Consider the following 21,358-nt stretch of genomic DNA (forward strand, 5'->3'; position numbering starts at 1 on the left):
CGCCGTGCTTCTCCGGAGCCCCGAGCGCGTCAGACGGAGTGCAGCATGATCGCCAGTACGTCCAGCGAGCGCGGCGGTTCGTCCGGGTCCTCGGCGTCGTTCGTGGCCAGCCGTACGTGCGCGTCACGCGCCGCCCGCACGGCTTCGGGCCAGCCGTGGTGCTCCATGTAGGAGACGACCGGGGCGTCCGCGCCGACCTGGTGCATGATCCGCAGCACCCGCAGCACGGCGGTGTCGACGAGCGCGGCCTCCTGGGAGTCACGGAAGATCGTGCCGACGTACTTCTCGGCGGACCAGTTGTCCAGCCAGGTGTCCTCGACCAGCCGGTACACGGCGTCGGTGACGTCGCCGTAGCCGGGCCGGCCGGTCGCCCAGCATTCCTGCTGGAAGACGGGGTCGGAGAGCATGTGCAGCGCCGAACGCACGTTGCTGCGCCAGCGCCACCAGGGCATGTCATGGACGGGCATGGTGCCCATGGTGGTGGACCGGGGGCCGCGACGGGAAGCCCTCGTGGAATCCCGCGGAACCCGGCCGTGCTGCGACGGCCGCTCCGCGGGGCCGTGCCGGGCGGGCACCTGCTCCACGGGCTCCTGCTGAACGAGCCCCTGGCGCGGTGCCTCCTGGTGCTCCTGCCCGCGCTGCGCTGAACCTTGCTCCATGGTCATCGACCATACGTTCCCTTCCGGCCCTCGCGGCAACGGCCCCGCTGTTCACCGCGGCGTCACTCGCAGTTGGCCGCCCGGCGCCCGTGCGTTACCGCCTGCCCGGCATCGTGCGGACGCATGAAGCCCCGGCGCCGTCCCGCCCTCCTCAGCACTGCCGCCTCCACCGCCGCCTGCGCCGTACTGGTGGGCGGCTGCGGGGCCGTACCGGGCTCCGCGAAGGCGGACGAGGGCACCGTCAGCGTCATGACGTGGGCGCCGCAGGGCACCAGCGCCACCAACATGCCGGGCATGCCCGCGATGGCACAGGCGTACGCGCGGTGGGTCAACGCCGAGGGAGGCATCAACGGCCGCCGCCTGAAGGTGATCACCTGCAACGACCACAACGACACCGTGCGGGCGGCCCGTTGCGCGAACCGCGCGACGAAGGAGGACGTCGTCGCGGTCGTCGGCTCCTACAGCCAGCACGGCCGCTCCTTCATGTCCGCACTGGAACAGGCCGGCATCCCCTACATCGGCGGGTACGGGATCGCGAACCAGGAGTTCAGCAGCCCGCTGTCCTATCCCGTCAACGGGGGGCTGCCCGCACTCGTCGCGGGCAACGGCCGCCAGCTCGCCGCCGGCGGATGCTCGCACGTCTCGCTCGTACGGCCCGACACCAGTGCCGGCGACCAGTTGCCGCCGCTGCTCAACGCCGGCCTCGCGGGCAGCGAGGCGGGCCGGGCGACTGACGTGCGGGCGCCGGAGGGCGCCTCCGCGTACTCACGGCAGGCCCGGCAGGCCCTGAAGAGCGCGGAGGAGCCGGCGGGCACTCCGGGGGAGGCTCGCCCTTCCCCGGACTCCGGTCCCTGCGTCACCGCGGTGCTGGGCGGACGTACGGACACCTTCTTCGACTCCTTCCGGCGCCTGCAGAAGGACTCGCCCGCCGTGCGGACGGCTTCCGTGCTCGGCAGCCTCCGGCAGTCCCTGGTGGACCGCTCCGGCGGACGCCGCAGCCCGCTGGAGGGCGCGTACGCGACGGGCTGGTACCCGGCGGCCGACGACGCGCGCTGGAACCCGATGAAGAAGGTGATCGGCGAACACGCCTTCGGCGACAACCGCGTCGACGGCTCCGACCCCGGCGTGCAGACGACGTGGATCGCCTACACCGTTCTGCACCAGGTCCTGGAGTCCCTCGACGACGAGCCGGCGACGGCCAAGTCGGTGCGGCGTGCGCTGGACCAGGGCGGCCCGGTCGGCACGGGCGGTCTGACCCCGGAGCTGAACTGGGGCTACGACAACATGCTCGCCGCCCGGGACTTCCCCCGGATCGTCAACGCGAAGGTGACGTATCAACGCGTGCGGGAAGGCCGGCTCGAAGCGGTGCACAAGGGCTTCGTGGATGTGGAGAAGACCCTGGAGAGCGGGGCGGCCCCGGTCTCGTGAGCCTGGCGGCCCGTCCCGCCGGGCGGCCGTCCCGACCGGCTCCGACCGGCTCCGGCCGGTGGGTCGGGGCACGGTACCGGCACCTCGACGCGGCGTCAGAGCTGCCCGAACTGCCGTTCCTTCAGGCCGTACTTCTTGGCTGTGGGGTTCCACAGTCCGGCCGCCTGCTTCTTGGCCGCGGTCGCCTGACCGCTGGCCCGCGTACCGGCACCGGTGTGCGCGGTCACCCGCGCCTTGCCCTTGCGGCAGCCCTTCTTGCCGGCCGTCTGGTCGGCCCACGCCGCGTAATGGTTGTCGGCGGCGGCCGAAGACTTCCAGGCGCGGGTGAGTGCGGCGGTCAGTTCGCCGCTGGCCGGGAGTTCGCCGGTCTCCAGCTTGCCGAGCCGGGAGACGAGGGCGTTGCGCTGGCCGGCCGCCGCCCGGAGGTCGTCGGCGGCCTTGTCGAGCTTCTTGCAGGACTTGATGTTCTCCACCGAAGTGACCACGGTGGCACGGCTGTTGTTGCTGTCGGCGAGGAGCTTGTCCAGCTCGCGGGCCTGCGACTCGGCCGGGTCGGGGGCCGCGGGCGCCTTCTTCTCCTCGGCCTTCTCCTCCCCCTGGCCGGCGGGGGCTTCGCTCTTGGTCTCCTTGCCGTCGCCGCCGCTGAGCGCGGCACCGGCGGCCATGCCCACGCCCGCGACGATCACGACACCGGCTGCGATGAGCACGGCGGGAGAGGTCAGCCGCGAGGCCGGACCCCGCTCCGCGTTGCGGCGTGCGGCACGTCCCGCAGCCGGGCCCGGCACTCCCGGTGCTCCCGGGCCGCCGGGTGCGGTGGACGGGCCGGGGCCGCCGGAACGCTGACGTGTGGCGGCCCGGTCGAATATGGGCAGGCTCTGCGTCGAGCCCGGCTCGTCCGGCCCCGGTGCCGGTCCCGGGGTGTCGGCGCGGAAGAGGCTGTCGAACTCGGCGGGCGTACGGCGTTCCTGCTGCGTTCCGGCGCCTGCCGCCGGAGCGTACGCTCCGGCCGTCCCCGGAGCCCCGGACGTACCGCCGTGTGATTCGGGCGGCAGAGGAGAGCGGAGCATCGTCGTCGCCTCGGGGTCCTGCGCCTGGCCGGTCTGGGGCGGCAGCATCTGCGTCGCGTCCGCCGCTCCGGCGGGCGGAAGATGCCCGGGCGGGAGATGCCCGGACGGGAGATGTCCGGGCGGCGCGTCGGTGACGGGCGGTATGTACTGCGTGGCGTCGGCGTCGGAGACGCCCACCGGAGCCGTCGGCGGCTGGGGGCCGCTGCTGAATTGCTGTGCGGCCAGGTCCTGTTGGGGCGGCACCAACTGCGTGGCGGCGTCGGAGGCGTACGGCTGGACCTGCGGCGGCGCGCCAGGAACGTCGGACTGCGGCATGGGGCCGGGGCCCCGGCCCCCGACTGCGGGCGGCTGCACCGGCTGTTCCACGGGCATCTGCGCCGGCGGCGTCAGGGGTGCCTGCGGGGCAGGCATCGGGGGCGCCTGCGGCGGCGTGGGAGGTGCGTGAGCGGGCGGCGGAGGCAGCGCGGCGGAGTTCTCCCCTGCCGCCACGGCGGCCTGCGACGCAGCGGCCTGCGACTCGGGACCCCAGGGCTGTCCCCACGGTTGCCCAGCGGGGGGCTGCGTGTGCGACTGGGCGACCTGGCGCTGCTGTTCGGGGGTCCACGGGTCGCCGTTCGCCGGCAGCACGACACCCTCGTAGAGGGGCTTGTCGCCCTGTCCACGTCCGCTCTGCGCTGTCACCGGGGCTCCTCGATCAACCTGGCTTTCCGGAATCGTCGGGTCACGCTACCGGGTAGCCGGAAGGGACGACCACGCAGCCGAAGTGGCGACACCAACCCTTCACCTCGGATTTGGCGCAAAAGCGGAGTTACCCGCCCTCAAGCCACCCCGGACGAGGCCGTCGACCGCTCCAGCCGCACGGCGAATTCTCCTACGACCGGCACCTTCACAAAAGGCGCAAGTTGCCGCCGGAGGCTCGCCGCGTATTCCGAACTCCGCCCGGAACGGAGGGATTCGAGAAGATTCACAGCCTGCGCGCCCACCTCGCAGGCGTGTTCAAGCTCACGTTTCTGCACGTACGCGGAGGCGAGCAGGAACAGCCCGATGGACCGGCGCCGCACACGGTTCTCCGGGTGCCCCGCCAGCGCGGCCCTCGCCTGCTCGGCGGTCTCGTCCGGCTGCCGCAGATCGCTGTGACAGTGGGCCAGCTCGTCGGCCAGATAGGCGCGGCCGAAGTGCGCGATCCACTGCGGGTCGTCCCCCGGCTCCCCTCCGGTCTCGGCACGGTCCATGGCGGCCACCGCCTCGCCGCACAGCCTGCCGCACTCCGCCGCGTCCCCCGTCAGGGCATGCCCGCGCGCCTCGGCGGCGCGGAACAACGCTTCGACGCGCGGCGTCACATGTCCCCGCGCCCCCTCCTGCGCGGCACGCGCCAACTGTGCGACCTCACGCGGGTTTCCGAGGATGGCGGCGAGGTGGCTCATGCCCGCGGCCAGTACGTAACCGCCGAAGGCGCGGTCTCCGGCCGCCTGCGCCATGCGCAGCGCCTGGATGTAGTAGCGCTGGGCAAGGCCGCTCTGCCCGGTGTCGACGGCCGTGTAGCCGGCCAGCTCGGTCAGGCGGGCCGCCGCCGCGAACAGTGCGCGCCCCACCGTCTCCGTGTAGGAGCCCGCGAGCATCCCGGACACCACGCTGTTCAGGTAGTGCACGACGACCGGGCGTACGTGACCGCCCCCGAAGCGGTGGTCGAGCTCGGCGAGGGAGTCGGTCGTCGCACGCAGCGCCGCCACGTCCGGCATGCTCACGCGGGGCCCCGCACTACGGACCACTCGGGCGTCGGGGGGTGTGATCAGCCAGTCGCGGCTGGGTTCGACGAGCCCGGAGGCGGCCACGGGAGCACCGCTCAGGAAGTCTCTCCGTCCGACGTCGCTGCGCCACAGTTCGCATGCCTGCTCCACCGCACCCGCGACGGTGGGCGCGAAGTGCAGGCCCACGCCCGAGGCGAGGTTCTTGCCGGCGGCCATGCCGATCTCGTCCAGCGAGACCGTACGGCCCAGCTGCCGGCTGAACGCCTCGCACACGACGGCCGGGGTGCGGCCGCGCGGCTGCTGTCCCCGCAGCCACCGGGCGACGGAGGTCTTGTCGTAGCGCAGATCCAGACCTTGTTCCTCCCCGCAGAGGTTGACGCGCCGCGCCAGCCCGGCGTTGGAGAATCCCGCTTCCTGGATGAGCGCCTGCAGCCGTTGGTTGGGCTGCCGGGCGACCAGTGGCCTTGCGGCCATGTGACCTCCCCGAGAAGACATCGATGATCACGTCTTGGACATATGCCCTTGACTCAGTCGATGCAGCACTTCCTCGCACATTGCACCGCAGTGGGAACTACCCGCGCACGCCTGGACACGGACGCGTGCGCCCCCACGCGTGTACCTGTGCGCCCTCCCTGGGCGGGCGCGCGTCGCCGGTCGGCGCGGGTGCACGTGTGCACAGGCGCATGCCCGCGCAGGAACGCGCCGACGGCCGACGGCCGTTCCACGGACGTCAGTTGACAGCGGGATGGGCCGCGTGCAGAAACGGCTCCACGACGCGACGCCAGTCGGCCGGCCGCTCAAGATGCAGCAGGTGACCCGCGTCGGGCACTTCCGCGTAGATGCCACGGGGCAGGACGCGCACCATCTCCTGCGCCTCCGCGCGCCCCAACTCCCCGTCGAGACCGCGCACGACGAGCGTGGGGCACGCGACCCGCGCGAGCTCGTCCCAGTGCGCGTCGTACGCCCACGCCTCGCGCACCTTGAGCATCTGCCTGCGGCAGAAGACCGGCCCCCAGCCCTCCTCGCCCTCCGTCATCACCTCGGCGAAGAAGTCACCGCGCGAGGGCGAAGGACGCTCCAGGGCCGGATCCTCCTCGCCGAACCACTTGCGGACGTCCGCGAGCGTCGCGAACGGCACCGGCCAGGACTTGAACCACTCCTGCCATTCCAGCTGCGACCGTGCGCCCAGCGCCGACGCCTTCATGTCGCTGATGACGAGCGCGCTCACGAGATCGGGACGCTTCGCGGCGAGCTGCCAGGCCGTCAGCGCGCCCATGGAATGGCCGATGACGGCGAGCGGGGCGAGACCGAGTTGTTCGACCGCGGACTCCGCATCCTCGACGAACACCTCACGCGCGTACGGGTCGCCGGGGTGGACGGGGCTGTCGCTGCGGCCGTGGCCGCGCTGGTCGAGAGCCACCGCGCGGTAGCGGCCCGACAGCCAGCGGGCCGTGTCGGCCCAGTGAGCGGCCCGGCCCATCAGCCCGTGGAGTAACAGGACGCCCTTCGGGCCCTGACCGTCCCGGCCTCCGCCGCCCCGCCCCTCGAAGCCGCGGAGGCCGCCGGCACTGACGCTGCCGGCGGCGCCGCCGGTGCGGGTGCCGCCGCTCCCGCCGGGGGGCGATTCCGGGACCCGGACCTGCTCGGCGTCCCGGTCGGGGCCGCTCTTCGGAGGGTCCGCGAACTCCCAGGCCGCCAGGCGGATTCCGCCCGCACCGGTCACGTCGATCCGTCGCACCATGAGCCCTGGCACCCCCAGTCCTTCTGTCCGCGCGGCCACGCTATCGAACTTCTATTCGAACGCGCCGCACTCCGGGAGAAACCCCTACTTTCGAGTGACTGTGCTCCGGGGTTGATCGCCAGGCCCGCGGGGAGACAGTGACCGGGAGGAGGGTCGACCCTGAGAGCTCGGGGCTCCGGGTCGCTCCCGGGGGAGAAGGGGAGGCGGGGCCCCGGTCGCCGAAGGCACCGGGGCCCTTGTCAACGGCTCCCGCGACCCGGGAGCCGGCCCCGTCGGCCGCTCCGCACCTCGCCCCGTCGTCCCGGTCCGGCGACTCCATCGACGACTCCCCTCCCGCCCGTACACATCTGGACACAGAGTGTCACGCTGCGATCGCAGGCACTCGGTTTACCGCAACTTTCGTACTGCCGGGGCCCTTTGGGAAGATGTTCCGCTTTCGGTCCGCCCAAGCGTCCGACGGGAACCGGCCAACCGCCGGCCCGCCTGCACCCGTGGCCCTCCTCAGCGCCTCGCGACGAAGACGTGTGCGGCGATGTCGGCGTCCAGTTCGGCCGCCTCGCCGCTGCTGCCGATCTGCACGCTGCCGGCGGCGCCGGAGTTCACGCTCACCACCGCGCCCGGCTGCACGCCGGCCCGGCGCAGCGTGTACATCAGCTGCGCGTCCATCTGGATGGGCTCCCCGATACGGCGCACCACGACGGTCTTGCCGTCCCCGTCGGCATGCAGATCCGTCAGGCTCACCATGCTGTCGTCCAGGAAGGCTTCGGCCTCCGCCTCCTCCCCCAGCTCTTCCAGGCCGGGGATGGGGTTCCCGTACGGGGACTCGGTCGGGTGCTGGAGCAGTTCGAGGACGCGGCGTTCGACCGCCTCGCTCATCACGTGCTCCCAGCGGCACGCCTCCGCGTGCACCTGCTCCCACTCGAGCCCGATCACATCGACCAGCAGACACTCGGCCAGCCTGTGCTTGCGCATGACGCGGGTGGCCAGCCGCCGCCCTTCGCCGGTCAGTTCGAGATGACGGTCCCCCGCCACCTTGACCAGGCCGTCGCGCTCCATGCGCGCCACGGTCTGACTCACGGTCGGACCGCTCTGGTCGAGGCGCTCGGCGATACGGGCACGCATGGGAACGACGCCTTCCTCCTCCAGCTCCAGAATGGTGCGGAGATACATCTCCGTGGTGTCGATCAGTCCGGACATGCGTGCCCCTCGTCGGTTCGTGCGGTGACCCTTCTCCAATTCTGACGCATCGGAAGGACAACCGTGCCGCCCGGACGGGATGCTCTCTTGACAAGACGCCGGTCCAGAACTCAGCGTGACCGCGGCGGTACCGGGGGCCGGGTCGAGGGCCCGCACGCCCGCGTCCGGAACGGCGGGCGCCGAAGGGGAGGGACCCTGTGGAGACGACCGGGACGACGACGCCGGCGAAGGACTTCTTCGCCGCCGCGGCAGCGCTGCTCGAGCAGGTCGGGAACGCCGAGGCGGCGAGCATGGCCGCCGCGGGCGCCCTGCTCGCCGAAACCGTCGCGGAGGGCGGCCGTGTCTTCGCCTTCGGCGCGGGTCACTCCTCGCTGCCCGCCCAGGACGTCGTCTACCGCGCCGGCGGCCTGGCCGTCATGAATCTGCTGCCCGTGCCCGGGGCGGTCGGCGTGGACGTACGCCCCGCCACGCTCGGGAGTGCGCTGGAGCGCGTCGGCGGCCTCGCCGCCGCCGTGCTCGACGCCGGCCCCGCCCGGGAGGGGGACCTGCTCTTCGTCATCTCGCTCTCCGGGCGCAACGCGCTGCCCGTGGAGATGGCCGTGCACGCCCGTTCCAAGGGGTTGAAGGTCGTGGGTGTCACGTCCGTGGCGTACGCCGGGGAGACGACGTCGCGGCACTCGTCGGGGACGTTCCTGAAGGACCACTGCGACATCGTGCTCGACAGCCACATCGCCGTCGGGGACGCGGAGTTGACGGCCGAGGGCGTCACGGGGGCGTTCGCGCCGGCGTCGACCGTCGTGACGAGCGCGATCATGCAGGCCGTGGTCGCCACAGCCGTGCGCGACCTCGCCGCACGCGGTGCCGAACCGCCGATGCTGCGCTCGGGGAACGTCGACGGCGGCCACGCGTGGAACGAGAGCGTCATGACGCGCTACGCGGACCGCATCTTCTACCGGTGACGACGGCCTTCCGCCGGTGACGACGGCGCGTACTGCTGCCGCCTGACTACTGCCGCCGGATCTGCTGCGCCAGGTCGACCGCCGCGGCGATGCGGACGGCGATGTCCTCGGCGTAGGCCGCGTCGGCACGGTCGAAGGAGCGGCGGCTGGCGCCGCGCAGCAGCGTGACGACGCCCAGGGTCCGTCCCCGGCTGCGCAGCACGGCGCACAGCCCGTGCAGCGTCCCCTCGGGCCACTTGCGGTCCGCGGCCCAGCCCTCCAGCACGCTCCTGGCCTCTTCGGCTCCTTCGCCGCCGCCCGGTTCCGTCCGTCCGGGGAAGCCCCGGGCGGTCGCAGCGTTGCCGACGCTCGCCCGCACCGAACCGCAGCGCTTGAGCGCCTGGAGCGCCGGGTGACTCTCCGCGTAGCTGACGGGGATGCCGCTGGGCAGGCCCCGCTGGTGGCCCGGCACCGGGTCGGGACCGGACGCCGCCGACGCGGGGGTCGCCGCCACGCGCACCAGCCGGGGCGGGGCGGCATCCGCCCGGCCGTCGCCGGCTCCCCCCTGCGCGGTGTCCCCGACGTCTGCCTGCCCGTGCTCGTCGTCCACGGTGCCGCCGCAGCCCGAGGGGAGGACGAGGTCGAGCAGGGCGTGATCGGCGAACCCCGCGAGGGCGAAGTCGAGATGGATGCTCGCCGCCTCCATCGGGTCCTCGCACTCCGAGGCCGCGCGGGCGGCCCGGTGGAGCTGGTTGTCGCGGAACCGCAGCCGGGCGGCCTCCTGTTCGAGGCGCTTGGACTCGGTGACGTCCTGGAAGAGCCAGGCCACACCCAGCGGGGCGGGCTCCTCGGCCAGCGGGGAGGAGAGCCGCAGGAAGCCGCTGCGCCAGCACCGGCGCGCACTGCCGGAGCCGGCCTCCTGGTCCGGCTCCCGGTCCGCCGTACGTACGGAGCGCAGCGTGACCCAGATGTCGGACGGAGTGGCGGGCGGCCCCTCCGCGAGGACGTGCTGGAGCGCGCCCTCCAGCTCCTCGACCCCGTGGTCGATCAGCTCACCCAGGGGACGTCCGAGCATCGTCGTCCGCGAGACCCGGAAGGCGCCTGCCGCGCTGACGTTCACCACCGCGGGACGCAGATCGGCGTCGACCAGCACGACGCCCCAGGTCGCCTCCTCGAAGAGCCCTTCGCTCAGGGCGATGGAGCGCTCCAGGTCGATCTGGGCGTGCACTTCGCTGAACGCGCAGTAGACCCCGGTGGGCCTTCCGTCGGCGCCGCTGACGCCGGACGACTGCGTGCGTACGAGAACCCGGCCGCCGTCCTTCTTCAGCAGCGCGAACTCGTGCACCTGCCGTCCCGGAGCGTGCATCGCGCCGAGCAGCCGGGCCTCCATCTGCTCGGCGTCCGCCTCGCGCACCGCCCAGCCCGCGAGGCCCTTGCGGCCGACGGCTTCCTGGTGGGTCCAGCCGAGGATGCGTTCGGCTTCGCGGTTCCAGTGGGTGACGACTCCGTCCGCGTCGAAGGCGCAGAGAGCGGCGTCCATGCCGTCCAGCAGGGCGGCCAGCAACATCTCGTCGTCCGGTCCGTGCCTGTCGTCGCCGTCGGACGAGGAGGCGGCGTGGGTCTTGAATTGAGCGGACAACTGGGCACCCCCCACTTGAACGCGCCGTGAAACTGCCGCGTGCTGCGCGTACGGATCATTCAACTCCTGCGTGACGCAGCGCACACGTCGTTCGCCGAAGTTCTGCGAAATCGTTGCCGCCCCGAAATCGCTTGCGGGTGCCGTCGGCGCTGCCTAACGTGCGGTGCACACGAGAAAGGAGGTGATCCGGTAGATGTTGCACACTCGGACGCGTGAGGTGGCTGCGGCCTAGCGCCGACGCCACAGTGTGACGCCGGTGCGCCGGCCGATCTCCAGCAGTCACCCGGCCCGTGGGCTCGTCGGACTCGTCCGACCGGCGCCGTTCGCCACCGGCGAGCGGAGCAGCCCACGGGCCGTCTGCTGTCCCGCCCGCGCCGGAGGGCTCACGGGCAGAGCCGCTCGACCCTCCAGACCTGCCCTTCACCGGCGGTGCCGCCCGCACTGTCGGGGCCGCCGTCCCCACGGACATAGCGCAGCCGGTCGTGCAGCCGGTTCTCCCGTCCCTGCCAGAACTCGACCGATTCCGCACACACCCGGAAACCTCCCCAGCCCGGCGGCGCGGGGACGTCCTCCCCCTCGGGGTAGCGGGCGGCCAGCTCGGCGTAGACACGGTCGAGTGCCGCCCGCGAGGCCACCGTCGAGGACTGCTCACTCGCCCAGGCACCGAGCTGGGAGCCGTGCGGACGGGTACGGAAGTAGGCCGCCGTCTCGTCCCTGCCGATGCGCTCCGCCCTGCCGGAGACGATGACCTGCCGCGCGACCGGGTGCCAGGGGAAGAGCAACGACACGTAGGGGTTCGCCTGCAGCTCCCGGCCCTTGCGGGACCCGTAGTTGGTGAAGAAGACGAAGCCGCGCCGGTCGTACTGCTTCAGCAGCACCGTCCGGGAGCTGGGCCGCCCCTGGGCGTCGGCCGTGGAGACGACCATGGCGTTGGGCTCGTGGAGCCCGCTCGCCACCGCGTCGGCGAACCAGCGCGCGAACTGGCCGTACGGCTCGGGCGCGAGCTCTTCCTCGGCGAGTCCCTCGGCGCGGTAGCGGGCCCGCATGGCGGCGGGATCGAGGATGGTCAGCGGCGTGTCACGGGCGGCGTCATCGTGGGCGTCGGGCACGCACACATCTTGCAACACCGCTTCCGCCCTCCACAGCCGCGTTCCAGGACGTCCTCCCAGGCCCCGGGGTCCTCCGGGGCCCGGCGGGCGTCGCGGGCGGGGACGTGTGCCTGATCTCACCCTTCCCCGCTGATGCCGTACCGCGCAGAATCGTGGCCCGTACCTCTGTGGTCCGCGCTGCACACGCCGGTCGCAGTCTCCGCCCGTCCCGGGCCGGGTGACCGGCCGTCCCGCCGGGCATGACCACCGGGGGCGTCCCGGTCCGCCAGCCGCCGGATGCGGCAGTGGAACCGTCGTCCCCTCCGGAACGGACCAGCACGGTCCGACAGACCAGGACGGTGAACCGTACTGCCCCTGCGGGGGCGGTCCGGTTCCGCGTCGCCGACCCGCCGGCAGCTCCGTCTGCCGGCAACCCCATGAGGAGCCGCATGATGTCCGACTTCGTACCCGGACTCGAGGGAGTCGTCGCGTTCGAGACGGAGATCGCCGAACCCGACAAGAAGGGCGGCTCCCTTCGCTACCGGGGTGTGGACATCGAGGACCTCGTGGGGCACGTCTCGTTCGGCAACGTGTGGGGCCTGCTGGTCGACGGCGGGTTCAATCCGGGGCTGCCGCCCGCGGAGCCCTTCCCGATACCCGTCCACTCCGGCGACATCCGCGTCGACGTGCAGTCGGCGCTGGCGATGCTGGCCCCCGTGTGGGGTCTCAAACCGCTCCTCGACATCGGCGAGGCCCAGGCCCGCGACGACCTCGCCCGTGCCGCCGTCATGGCGCTGTCGTACGTCGCGCAGTCGGCGCGCGGCCAGGGTGTGCCGATGGTGCCGCAGCAGGAGATCGACAAGGCGGACACGATCGTCGAGCGCTTCATGCGGCGCTGGCGCGGCGAACCGGACCCCAAGCACGTCGCCGCTGTCGACGCCTACTGGACGTCGGCCGCGGAGCACGGCATGAACGCCTCGACGTTCACCGCCCGCGTCATCGCCTCGACGGGCGCCGACGTCTCGGCTGCGCTCTCGGGCGCGGTGGGTGCGATGTCCGGACCGCTGCACGGCGGTGCCCCCTCCCGGGTGCTCGGCATGATCGAGGAGATCGAGCGCACCGGTGACGCCGAAGCGTTCGTGAAGCGTCAACTGGACCGTGGCGAAAGGCTGATGGGCTTCGGGCACCGTGTCTACCGTGCGGAGGACCCGCGGGCGCGCGTGCTGCGCCGCACTGCCAGGGAGCTGGACGCACCGCGCTACGAGGTCGCCGAGGCGCTGGAGCGCGCGGCGCTGGACGAGCTGCACAACCGGCGTCCCGACCGGGTGCTGGCGACCAACGTGGAGTTCTGGGCGGCGATCGTGCTCGACTTCGCCGAGGTGCCTGCGCACATGTTCACCTCGATGTTCACCTGTGCCCGTACGGCGGGCTGGGCGGCGCACATCCTGGAGCAGAAGCGCACGGGACGGCTGGTGCGGCCCTCGGCACGTTACGTGGGGCCGGGGCCGCGCGACCCCCGCGAGATCGACGGCTACGGCGACGTGCAGCACTGAACCGCTGCCGCAGGCGGCCCGGGGGGCGGGAGTACCGGCGACGGACGCGCCTCAGGCAGCCGCAGCCGCGCTCTCCAGCAGTGCCGCCACCGCGTCGACGGCGGACGTCAGCTTCTGCGGGTCGGGCGTCAACCCGCTGAGCAGGGCGTCGACTTCGCGGAGGTCCGCACGTGCCAGCAGGGTCTTCTCGTTGGTGACCCACTCGCCCCGTGCCGCCAGGACGGCGTGCGCCCCCTGGCAGGCGGCGGTCGCGGCGGCGCCCGCGGTCTCGGTGAGCCTTCCCCGTGCGGCGTAGGCGGCACGGGCATGGGCGAGGGTGTGCCGTGCGTCGCCCCACCAGTGCCGCGGGGCCGTCCGCCGCAGCGCCGCGGGGTATCCGGGGCGTGGCAGGTCTCCGTGGAGGACCCGGTTGACGGCCAGTTCGGCGAGGAGGATGTAGCTGGGGACACCCGCCAGGTGGAACAGCAGCCTCTCGACGTGGAAGCGGCCCTCCTCCGCCTCGGCGAGCACGTGCCTCACCTCGTCCAGGTCGCGGTAGTGCACGTCCACGCGCCGGCCGCGGACCTCCAGCCAGGCACCGCCGTTGAACACCCCGCCGCCCCAGCCGCCGATCTCGGAGACCTCTCCCGGCCAGCCGAGCGCGCGCACGTGCTCCGGCGAGAACGCTCCCCGGTAGTAGACGGCGAAGTCCCAGTCGCTGTCGGGCGCGTGCGTGCCGGTGGCTCGCGAACCGCCGAGCGCGACGGCCTCGGCATGCGGCAGTGCCGCGAGCCGCCGCGTCACGTGGGCGAGGAACTCCTCGTCACGGGCTGCCTGTCCGGGGTCGTGCATGGGCGGGAGTCTAGAGTGCGCGTGCCCTGGTGGGCTCCTGGGAGGCCGCTCCCTGACGGAACCGCTCCTCCGTGACGTAGCGGTGCAGGCGGCCCGAGGCTTCGAGCATCGCGGTCGCCCGCCGCGTCAGCTCGGTCCGTCGTTGCGCCACGGCCGTACGCAGAGCCTCCGTACTGCCGGACTCGCGCAGGCCGTCGAGGACGGTGCGGATCCTCGGCAGCGGGTAGTGGCTCTGCCGCAGCGTGAGGACCAGGCGTGCGTCCCGGACGTCGGCGGGGCCGAACCGCCGGTAGGACGTGCCGGGTTCGCGCTGCGGCGAGAGCAGGCCCGCGGACTCCCACACGCGCAGAGCCGAGGTACGCACGCCGAGGCGGTCGGCCAACTCGCCGATGCGCAGGCCGAGCCGGGGCACCGCCCTCCCGTCCGGCTGCTGCCGTGCCAGTGCTTCGAGAGCCCGGCTCGCCGCGTCCAGCGACAGGCGCTGCTCGTGCAGAGCGGCGTGGCCCTCGTCGATGAGGGCGAGCGCAAGGGGTACGTCGCCGCCCTGGACGGCCTGCATGACCGCCCTTGCCGTACCGGGGCCGTAACCCTCGTTGAGGGACCGGTAGGTGAGCAGGGCGGCGAGGTGCGTGGGGGAGAAGCGGCGGTAGCCGGAGGCCGTGCGCGGGACGGGCGGGAGGATGCCCGACGTCTCGTAGTTGCGGACCTGCTGGGCCGACACGCCTGCCGCCCGTGCCAGATCGACGGGGCGCAGGGCGCGGTCCTCGCCGCCGTACGACGGCCCGGGTCCCTCCTGCTCCTCCGTCACGCCCGGCTCCTTCCTCCCACGGGCAGGGCTCTCCCCGCCGCCGCACGGATCTGCGCCGGCGGCTACCGCGCCAGCACGTCCCGCAGGATCTGCGCCCACTGTGCGACGACCCGCTCGCGCCGCGCGCTGTCGTCCCGCAAGAGGTTGGCGAGGCCGAGCCCGCGCGCCATGTCCAGCAGCCCCTGCACGGTCTCACGCACGCCCGGCACCGACTCGTCGGCGCCCAGCAGGTCCACCGCCATACGGTGGGTCTCCCGGCCGATCCGGGTCTCGAGGGCGGTGACCCGCGGGCCCAGCTGCGGCTCGTTCGACGCGGCGACCCACAGCTGGAGAGCGGCCCGGAAGAGCGGACCGGTGAAGAGGGCGACCACCTGTTCCACCGCGGCGGAGGTGTCGGGTGGCGTCGGCAGCGTCCGCAGCGCCCGGGACCGCTCCTCGGCGACGTACTCGACGGCCGCCGTGAACAGGTCCTCGCGGGTGGGGAAATGGTGCTGCGCCGCCCCCCGCGAGACCCCGGCGTGCTCGGCCACGACCGTCACCGTGCTGCCCGACCAGCCGTGCTCGGCCAGGCAGGTCACCGCCGACTCCAGCAGCCGCTGCCGGGTCGCACGGCTGCGGTCCTGCTTGGGGGCGGCGCCACGGGTGTTCACGGCACCCATGCGGGCTCCCGTCGTTCGAGGAATGCGGTCATGCCCTCGCGTGCCTCGTCGGAGGCGAACAGCCGCGCGGACAGTTCGGCGAGGCTATCGGTGTCCCTGTCGAAGACCCGCAGCACCTCCGCCGTGACCAGCCGCTTCGACTCCGCGAGCCCCTGCGGGGAGCCGCGGCGCAGCCCGTCGAGCACGGGCGCCAGCAGGCCGTCGACGTCCTCGCCCGCCAGCGTGACCAGGCCGATCCGGGCCGCTTCCGCCGCGTCGAACCGCTCCCCCGTGAGGTAGTAGCGGGCGGCTGCGCGGGCGTCGAGGCGGGGCAGCAGCGGCATCGATATGACCGCCGGCGCCACCCCTATCCGCACCTCCGTGAAGGCGAAGCTGGACGCGGGCCCGGCGACCGAGATGTCGCAGGCGGACAGAAGTCCCGTGCCGCCCGCCCGCACGTGTCCGTCGACGCGGGCGACGACCGGCTTCGGCAGCTCGACGATGGTGCGCAGCACGGCTGCCAGATCCCCCGGGCTCTGGCTGCCCTCCCGCAGGTCGGCGCCCGCGCAGAAGGTGTTGCCGGAGTGGGTGAGGACGATCGCACGCGTCCCCTCGTCCTCGGCGGCCTTCTCCAGTTCCGCGTACAGCTCGCTCACGAGTCCCACGGACAGCGCGTTGCGATTCGCCGGGGAGTCGAGCGTGAGCGTGGTGATGCCCTTCTCGTGTGCACTGCGCACCAACGGTGCCGTGGGCGGGTCCTGTTCGGCGGCTGTCGTCACTTCTCAGTCGTCCTCTCGCTCGTGTCGCGGCCGGGCTCCCGGCGCCTTCCGGGGCGGGGGCCGGTCATGCCCCGCCGGCCTCCGCGGCACGCAACTCGCGCCGCAGGATCTTTCCGCTGACCGCACGCGGCACGCTCGAGATGAACTCCAGCTGCCGCACCTTCTTGTACGGGGAGACCTGCCCGGCCACGTACGCCAGCACCTCCTCCTCCGTCAGCCGCGCGCCCTCGTCCCCCGGCTGCCGGACCACGAACGCCTTCGGGACCTCGGTGCCCTCCTCGTCCGTGACGCCGATGACCGCGGCGTCCGCGATCGCCGGGTGGGCCAGCAGCACGGCTTCGAGCTCCGCGGGAGCGACCTGGTAGCCCTTGTACTTGATCAGCTCCTTGACGCGGTCGACGACGTAGAGCCAGCCGTTCTCGTCGACGCGCCCGATGTCCCCCGTGCGCAGCCATCCCTCGCCGTCGATCATGGCGTCGGTCTCGCCGGTCCGTCCCAGGTAGCCCTTCATCACCTGCGGGCCGCGGAAGAGGAGTTCACCGGTCTCGCCGACGCCGAGGTCGCGGTCGGGGTCGTCCAGGGCGACGATGCGCATCTCGGTGCTCGGCAGCAGCTTCCCGACGGTGCCCGGCGGGGCGGCGGCGGTGTGCCGGGGCACCAGGTGCGTGCCCGGGGAGAGTTCGGTCATCCCGTAGGCCTGCTTCACCTCCGGCAGTCCCAGCCGGCGTGCGCAGGCCGCGGCCAGTTCCGCGTCGAGCGGGGCGGCGGCGCTGACGACGTATTCGAGCGAGGAGAGGTCGTACTTCTCGACGTCCGGATGCTTGGCCAGGGCGAGGACGATCGGCGGCGCGACGTAGAGGGCGTTCACCCGGTGCGTCTCGACGGCGGAGAGGAACTGCCCCAGTTCGAAACGCGGCAGGACCACGACGGTGGCTCCGTTGCGCAGCGGTGCGTTCATCAGGGCGGTCAGGCCGTAGATGTGGAAGAAGGGCAGCACGGCCAGCAGTTTGTCCTCGGGACCGCTCGGCATCAGCGGATGGAGCTGCGCGAGGTTGGTGGCGATGTTGCGGTGGGTGAGCATCACGCCCTTCGGCATCGACGTGGTGCCGGAGGAGTACGGCAGCGCGGCCACGTCCCGCGCCGGGTCGATCGCGACCTGCGGCTCCGGGGCCGTGCTGTCGCGCATGTCCAGCACGCTGCGGTGCCCCTCCGCACGGTCGCAGACGAAGATCTCCTCGATCCCGCCGGCCCACTCCGCCGCCTGCCGTGCCGTCTCCAGCAGGGCCGAGACGGTGACGATCCAACGGGCGGAGGAGTCGTTCAGCTGACGGGCCAGTTCCTTCGCCGTCGCGAGCGGATGGACGGTGCTGACGGCCGCGCCGGCACGCGTCGCCCCGTAGAAGACCGCCGGAAAGGCGACGGTGTTGGGGCTGTGCAGGGCCAGCACGTCGCCCTTGCGCACGCCGGCCTCCGCCAGTGCTGCGGCGATCCTGCGGCTGAAGGCGTCGAGTTGCCCGTACGTCAGCGAAGTGCCGCCGACGCCGTCCACGAGCGCGGTGCGGGCGGCGTGGGCGTCGGCGCTCCTGCCCAGCACGGCGTCGTGGATGGGCTCGTCGACGACGGCGACTTCGGCGTACTCACTGCGGAACAGCATGCGGTCCTCCCGGAGCGACGGTCGTGAAACGGCGCGGCAGGAGGGCCGCACCGGACAAATGACGTGAAGTGGCCTCACAGTCTGCTGCCATCGGGCCCTGTCCGGCAGTACCCGTGACGCCGTCGCCGCGGATTCAGTACGACTTGGGCAGGCCCAGGCTCTGGTGCGAGACGAAGTTGAGGATCATCTCCCGGCTGACCGGTGCGATGCGGGCGACCCGCGCCGCGGTGATCAAGGATGCGAGGCCGTACTCGCGGGTGAGCCCGTTGCCCCCGAGGGTGTGCACCGCCTGGTCGACGGCCTTCACACATGCCTCGCCCGCCGCGTACTTCGCCATGTTCGCCGCCTCCCCCGCGCCCATGTCGTCGCCCGCGTCGTACAGCGCCGCCGCCTTGGCCGTCATCAGGCGGGCCAGTTCCAGCTCGATATGAGCCTGGGCGAGGGGGTGCGCGATGGCCTGGTGTGCGCCGATCGGCTCCTTCCACACCTGCCGGGTACGGGCGTAGTCCAGGGCCTGGTCCAGGGCGTAGCGGCCCATGCCGATGCCGAACGCGGCCGTCATGATGCGTTCCGGGTTGAGCCCCGCGAAGAGCTGGAGCAGCCCCGCGTCCTCTCCCCCACGGCCACCCGCGTGGGAGGGGCCCCCGCCCACCAGCGCGTCGGCAGGCAGCCGGACGTCGTCGAGGACGAGCTCGAACTGCTTCTCGGGGGCGGCCAGTTCCATCTCGATGGGGTTGCGTGTGAAGCCCGCCGCGTCACGCGGAACGATGAACAGGCAGGGCTTGAGCTTGCCCGTACGGGCGTCCTCGGTACGGCCGACGACGAGCGTCGCGTCGGCGATGTCGACCCCGGAGATGAAGACCTTCCGGCCGCTCAGCAGCCAGTCGTCCCCGTCGCGCCGCGCGGTGGTCGTGATGCGGTGCGAGTTGGAACCCGCGTCGGGTTCGGTGATGCCGAACGCCATCTTGCGGCTGCCGTCGGCCAGTCCGGGCAGCCACTCGCGCTTCTGCGCCTCGGTGCCGAAGCGGGCGATCACGGTCCCGCAGATCGCGGGCGAGACGACCAGCATCAGCAGCGGGCAGCCCGCGGCGCCCAACTCCTCCAGGACGATGGACAGTTCGGTTATGCCACTGCCCCCGCCGCCGTACTCCTCCGGAAGGTTGACGCCGAGGTAGCCCAACGAGGCGGCTTCGGCCCACAGTTCGTCTGTGTGCTTGCCGTCCCGTACGACACCGGTGAAGTAGTCACGCCCGTAGCGCTTGCCGAGTGCGGCCACGGCCGCTCGCAGATCACGCTGCTCCTCGGACTCCAGCAGGGCTGCGTTCACTGAGGACATGACGTCTCCTTCTGGGCGGGCTGATCCCTCTGGGCGGACTGGGCGGACTGATCGGTCTGGCCGGACTGATCGGACGGGGTCTCCGGGCCGGGCTGTGCGGGCGCGGCCGGACGCCCCGCGGAGTGCGGGGTCCGCGCCGCCTCGCCCGCGCCGTCCTCCGTGACGACGGCGAGCAGCGCGCCGACGTCCACCTGACGGCCCGGCTCGGCGTGCAGCGCGGTGAGTGTCCCGGAGGCGGGAGCGACGACCTTGTGCTCCATCTTCATCGCCTCCAGCCACAGCAGCGGCTCCCCCGCTTCCACCTCGTCGCCGACGGACAGCCCGGGGACGACGCGTACGACGGTCCCGGGCATCGGCGCCAGCAGCGAACCGGGCTCGTTGCGCGTCTCCGGCTCCCGCAGCCGGGGCAGTGCGGTGAAGGCGTGGGAGCCCAGCGGCGGTGGCGCGTCGACATGGACGCACTCGCCGTGCTTCCCGTAGCGCGCGACCGTGAAGTCCCGCCGTACGCCGTCGACTTCGAGGCCGACATGACCCGGGGACGCCTCCAGCAGGCGCAGCCGCACGCCGGCGGGGGACCCCGGGTCGACGTCCCCGGCGTCCGGCTCGTCCTCCGGCTGCGGACCGTCCTCGACGTGCACGCCGTCACGGGTGAGGCGGTAGCGGACCTCGATCTCCTCCTGCGAGGGCTCCGCCCGGAATGTCTTGACCTGCGCCTGCGAGGGCACGTTGCGCCAGCCGCCGAGTCTCGCCGTGACGGTCGTGCCGGCGGCCCGTCTGCGGGCGGCGTCCGCCAACGCGGCGGCCAGGGCGGCGAGTCGGCGCGCCCCGGCGCTCCCGGGCCGGGTCAGTTCGCGCAGGTGCCGGTCGTAGAACCCCGTGTCGAGGCCCGCCGCCTCGTGCTGAGGGCCGCTGCCGCCGCCCGCACCCGCGAAGTCCGGGTGCCGCAGCGACCGTACGAGCAGCTCCCGGTTGGTGGCCGGGCCGTGCACGCGGGCACGCTCCAGGGCGTGGGCCAGTCTGCGCACGGCCTCGTGCCGGGTCGGCGCGAAGGCGACGACCTTGGCGAGCATCGGGTCGTAGTGCACCCCGATCTCGTCGCCGCCGGTCACGCCGCTGTCGAGGCGTACGTCGCCGGGCACCTCCAGGTGGTGCAGTGTGCCGGTCTGCGGCTGCCAGCCGCGTGCCGGGTCCTCCGCGTACAGCCTCGCCTCGACGGCGTGGCCGCGGGCCGGGGGCGGCCCGTCCGGGTCGAGGGCTTCGCCTTCCGCGATGCGGAGCTGAAGCGCCACCAGGTCCACGCCGTACACGCATTCGGTCACGGGGTGTTCCACCTGGAGGCGGGTGTTCATCTCCAGGAAGTACGCGCGGGGTCCGGCACCGGCACCGGCACCGGCACCGGCACCGGCAGAGCCTGCCGCGTCGGCCGCGTCCGCCGCGACCAGGAACTCCACCGTGCCCGCGCCCCGGTAGTCCACCGCTCGGGCCGCCCGGACGGCGGCCTCGTGCAGCAGGCTCCGCAGATCCTCGCCCAGTGCGGGGGCGGGGGCCTCCTCGACGACCTTCTGGTGGCGCCGCTGGAGCGAGCAGTCCCGGGTGCCCAGCGCCCACACCGTCCCGTGCCCGTCCGCCATGATCTGCACCTCGACGTGCCGGCCGCGCTCCACGTACGGCTCGACGAAGACCTCGCCGTCGCCGAACGCCGCGGCCGCCTCCGCACGGGCGGCCTCGATCTCGCCTTCCAGAGCCGCGAGTTCACGCACGATGCGCATGCCGCGTCCGCCGCCGCCCGCCGCGGCCTTCACCAGCAGCGGCAGGTCGTCCTCCGTCGCCTCCTCGGGCCGTACGGGCGCGAGCAGCGGCACTCCCGCCTCGCCCATGAGCTGCTTGGCGCGTGTCTTGGACGCCATCGCCTCGATGGCCGGCGCGTCCGGGCCGATCCACACCAGCCCGGCGTCCTGCACCGCCTGCGCGAAGCGGGCGTTCTCGGACAGGAATCCGTAGCCCGGGTGCACGGCGTCGGCACCGGCCGCCAGCGCCGCCTCGATGATCAGATCTCCGCGCAGATACGTCTCGGCGGGCGAGTCACCCGGCAGCCGGACCGCCGCGTCGGCCTCGCGTACGTGCAAGGCGCCCGCGTCGGCGTCCGAGTGGACCGCGACGGTGGCGACGCCCAGCCCGGCGCACGTGCGGAAGACGCGCCGGGCGATCTCGCCCCGGTTCGCGACCAGCACCGATGTGATCATTCTCTGCTCCA

At 72.9% G+C, this 21,358-nt stretch carries 17 protein-coding genes; 3 read left to right on the forward strand and 14 right to left on the reverse strand.

Translation table 11 applies throughout. From position 1 onward, the window contains the following. Positions 1-29 precede the first annotated feature (29 nt). A complete protein-coding gene (locus ACFPA8_RS09965; RefSeq protein ID WP_386446290.1) occupies positions 30-476 on the reverse strand; it encodes an SCO4402 family protein in 447 nt (148 codons plus the stop codon). Between the two features lie 306 nt (positions 477-782). On the opposite strand from ACFPA8_RS09965, the gene ACFPA8_RS09970 reads away from it, so the two are divergent. Next, positions 783-2,087 carry an ABC transporter substrate-binding protein gene (locus ACFPA8_RS09970; protein WP_386445519.1) on the forward strand — a complete coding sequence of 435 codons (1,305 nt, stop codon included), beginning with the start codon at positions 783-785 and terminating at the stop codon, positions 2,085-2,087. Between the two features lie 95 nt (positions 2,088-2,182). Here ACFPA8_RS09970 and ACFPA8_RS09975 read toward each other — a convergent pair whose 3' ends face one another. From ACFPA8_RS09975 to ACFPA8_RS09990, 4 genes are all read right to left on the reverse strand, one after another. Beyond that, positions 2,183-3,835 (reverse strand): hypothetical protein, encoded by a 1,653-nt coding sequence (locus ACFPA8_RS09975; RefSeq protein ID WP_386445522.1) that lies wholly within the window; start codon positions 3,833-3,835, stop codon positions 2,183-2,185. A gap of 137 nt (positions 3,836-3,972) precedes the next feature. Next, positions 3,973-5,376, reverse strand: coding sequence for a transcriptional regulator (locus ACFPA8_RS09980; protein WP_386445525.1), 1,404 nt, complete (start codon positions 5,374-5,376; stop codon positions 3,973-3,975). 256 nt (positions 5,377-5,632) lie between these two features. Beyond that, positions 5,633-6,643 (reverse strand): alpha/beta fold hydrolase, encoded by a 1,011-nt coding sequence (locus ACFPA8_RS09985; protein WP_386445528.1) that lies wholly within the window; start codon positions 6,641-6,643, stop codon positions 5,633-5,635. 501 nt (positions 6,644-7,144) lie between these two features. Next, positions 7,145-7,840, reverse strand: coding sequence for a metal-dependent transcriptional regulator (locus ACFPA8_RS09990; RefSeq protein ID WP_386445531.1), 696 nt, complete (start codon positions 7,838-7,840; stop codon positions 7,145-7,147). 197 nt (positions 7,841-8,037) lie between these two features. Between ACFPA8_RS09990 and ACFPA8_RS09995 the strand changes: the two genes are divergently transcribed. After that, positions 8,038-8,799 (forward strand): SIS domain-containing protein, encoded by a 762-nt coding sequence (locus ACFPA8_RS09995; protein WP_386445534.1) that lies wholly within the window; start codon positions 8,038-8,040, stop codon positions 8,797-8,799. A gap of 46 nt (positions 8,800-8,845) precedes the next feature. Here the strand turns inward: ACFPA8_RS09995 and ACFPA8_RS10000 are convergent, their stop codons facing one another. Continuing rightward, a complete protein-coding gene (locus ACFPA8_RS10000; protein WP_386446293.1) occupies positions 8,846-10,345 on the reverse strand; it encodes a PAS domain-containing protein in 1,500 nt (499 codons plus the stop codon). Between the two features lie 455 nt (positions 10,346-10,800). Beyond that, on the reverse strand, positions 10,801-11,463 hold the full coding sequence (gene pdxH, locus ACFPA8_RS10005) for a pyridoxamine 5'-phosphate oxidase (RefSeq protein WP_386446296.1): 663 nt from the start codon (positions 11,461-11,463) through the stop codon (positions 10,801-10,803). Positions 11,464-11,957: 494 nt separating this feature from the next. On the opposite strand from pdxH, the gene ACFPA8_RS10010 reads away from it, so the two are divergent. Next, positions 11,958-13,058, forward strand: a complete 1,101-nt coding sequence (locus ACFPA8_RS10010; protein ID WP_386445537.1) for a citrate synthase 2 — start codon at positions 11,958-11,960, stop codon at positions 13,056-13,058. 51 nt (positions 13,059-13,109) lie between these two features. Here the strand turns inward: ACFPA8_RS10010 and ACFPA8_RS10015 are convergent, their stop codons facing one another. The 7 genes from ACFPA8_RS10015 to ACFPA8_RS10045 all read right to left on the reverse strand — a co-directional run bounded on the left by ACFPA8_RS10015 (position 13,110) and on the right by ACFPA8_RS10045 (position 21,347). After that, positions 13,110-13,889: a nucleotidyltransferase domain-containing protein gene (locus tag ACFPA8_RS10015; protein ID WP_386445539.1), complete on the reverse strand. Its 780-nt coding sequence runs from the start codon at positions 13,887-13,889 to the stop codon at positions 13,110-13,112. A 10-nt stretch (positions 13,890-13,899) separates the two neighbouring features. Next, the gene (locus tag ACFPA8_RS10020) at positions 13,900-14,697 is read right to left on the reverse strand and encodes a MerR family transcriptional regulator (RefSeq protein ID WP_386445542.1); all 798 of its coding nucleotides are present in this window, start codon (positions 14,695-14,697) and stop codon (positions 13,900-13,902) included. Between the two features lie 62 nt (positions 14,698-14,759). Beyond that, complete coding sequence (locus ACFPA8_RS10025) at positions 14,760-15,356, reverse strand: TetR/AcrR family transcriptional regulator (protein WP_386445544.1); 597 nt, start codon at positions 15,354-15,356, stop codon at positions 14,760-14,762. Further along, positions 15,344-16,114: an enoyl-CoA hydratase family protein gene (locus tag ACFPA8_RS10030; RefSeq protein ID WP_386445546.1), complete on the reverse strand. Its 771-nt coding sequence runs from the start codon at positions 16,112-16,114 to the stop codon at positions 15,344-15,346. The genes ACFPA8_RS10025 and ACFPA8_RS10030 overlap by 13 nt, the downstream gene beginning before the upstream one ends. Before the next feature lie 64 nt (positions 16,115-16,178). Beyond that, positions 16,179-17,768 carry a 4-coumarate--CoA ligase family protein gene (locus ACFPA8_RS10035; protein ID WP_386445549.1) on the reverse strand — a complete coding sequence of 530 codons (1,590 nt, stop codon included), beginning with the start codon at positions 17,766-17,768 and terminating at the stop codon, positions 16,179-16,181. A gap of 133 nt (positions 17,769-17,901) precedes the next feature. Continuing rightward, positions 17,902-19,104 carry an acyl-CoA dehydrogenase family protein gene (locus ACFPA8_RS10040; RefSeq protein WP_386445552.1) on the reverse strand — a complete coding sequence of 401 codons (1,203 nt, stop codon included), beginning with the start codon at positions 19,102-19,104 and terminating at the stop codon, positions 17,902-17,904. Beyond that, positions 19,092-21,347, reverse strand: coding sequence for an ATP-binding protein (locus ACFPA8_RS10045; RefSeq protein WP_386445554.1), 2,256 nt, complete (start codon positions 21,345-21,347; stop codon positions 19,092-19,094). The genes ACFPA8_RS10040 and ACFPA8_RS10045 overlap by 13 nt, the downstream gene beginning before the upstream one ends. Positions 21,348-21,358 lie beyond the last annotated feature (11 nt).

This window comes from Streptomyces ovatisporus (assembly GCF_042653885.1).
GTDB lineage: Bacteria > Actinomycetota > Actinomycetes > Streptomycetales > Streptomycetaceae > Streptomyces > Streptomyces ovatisporus.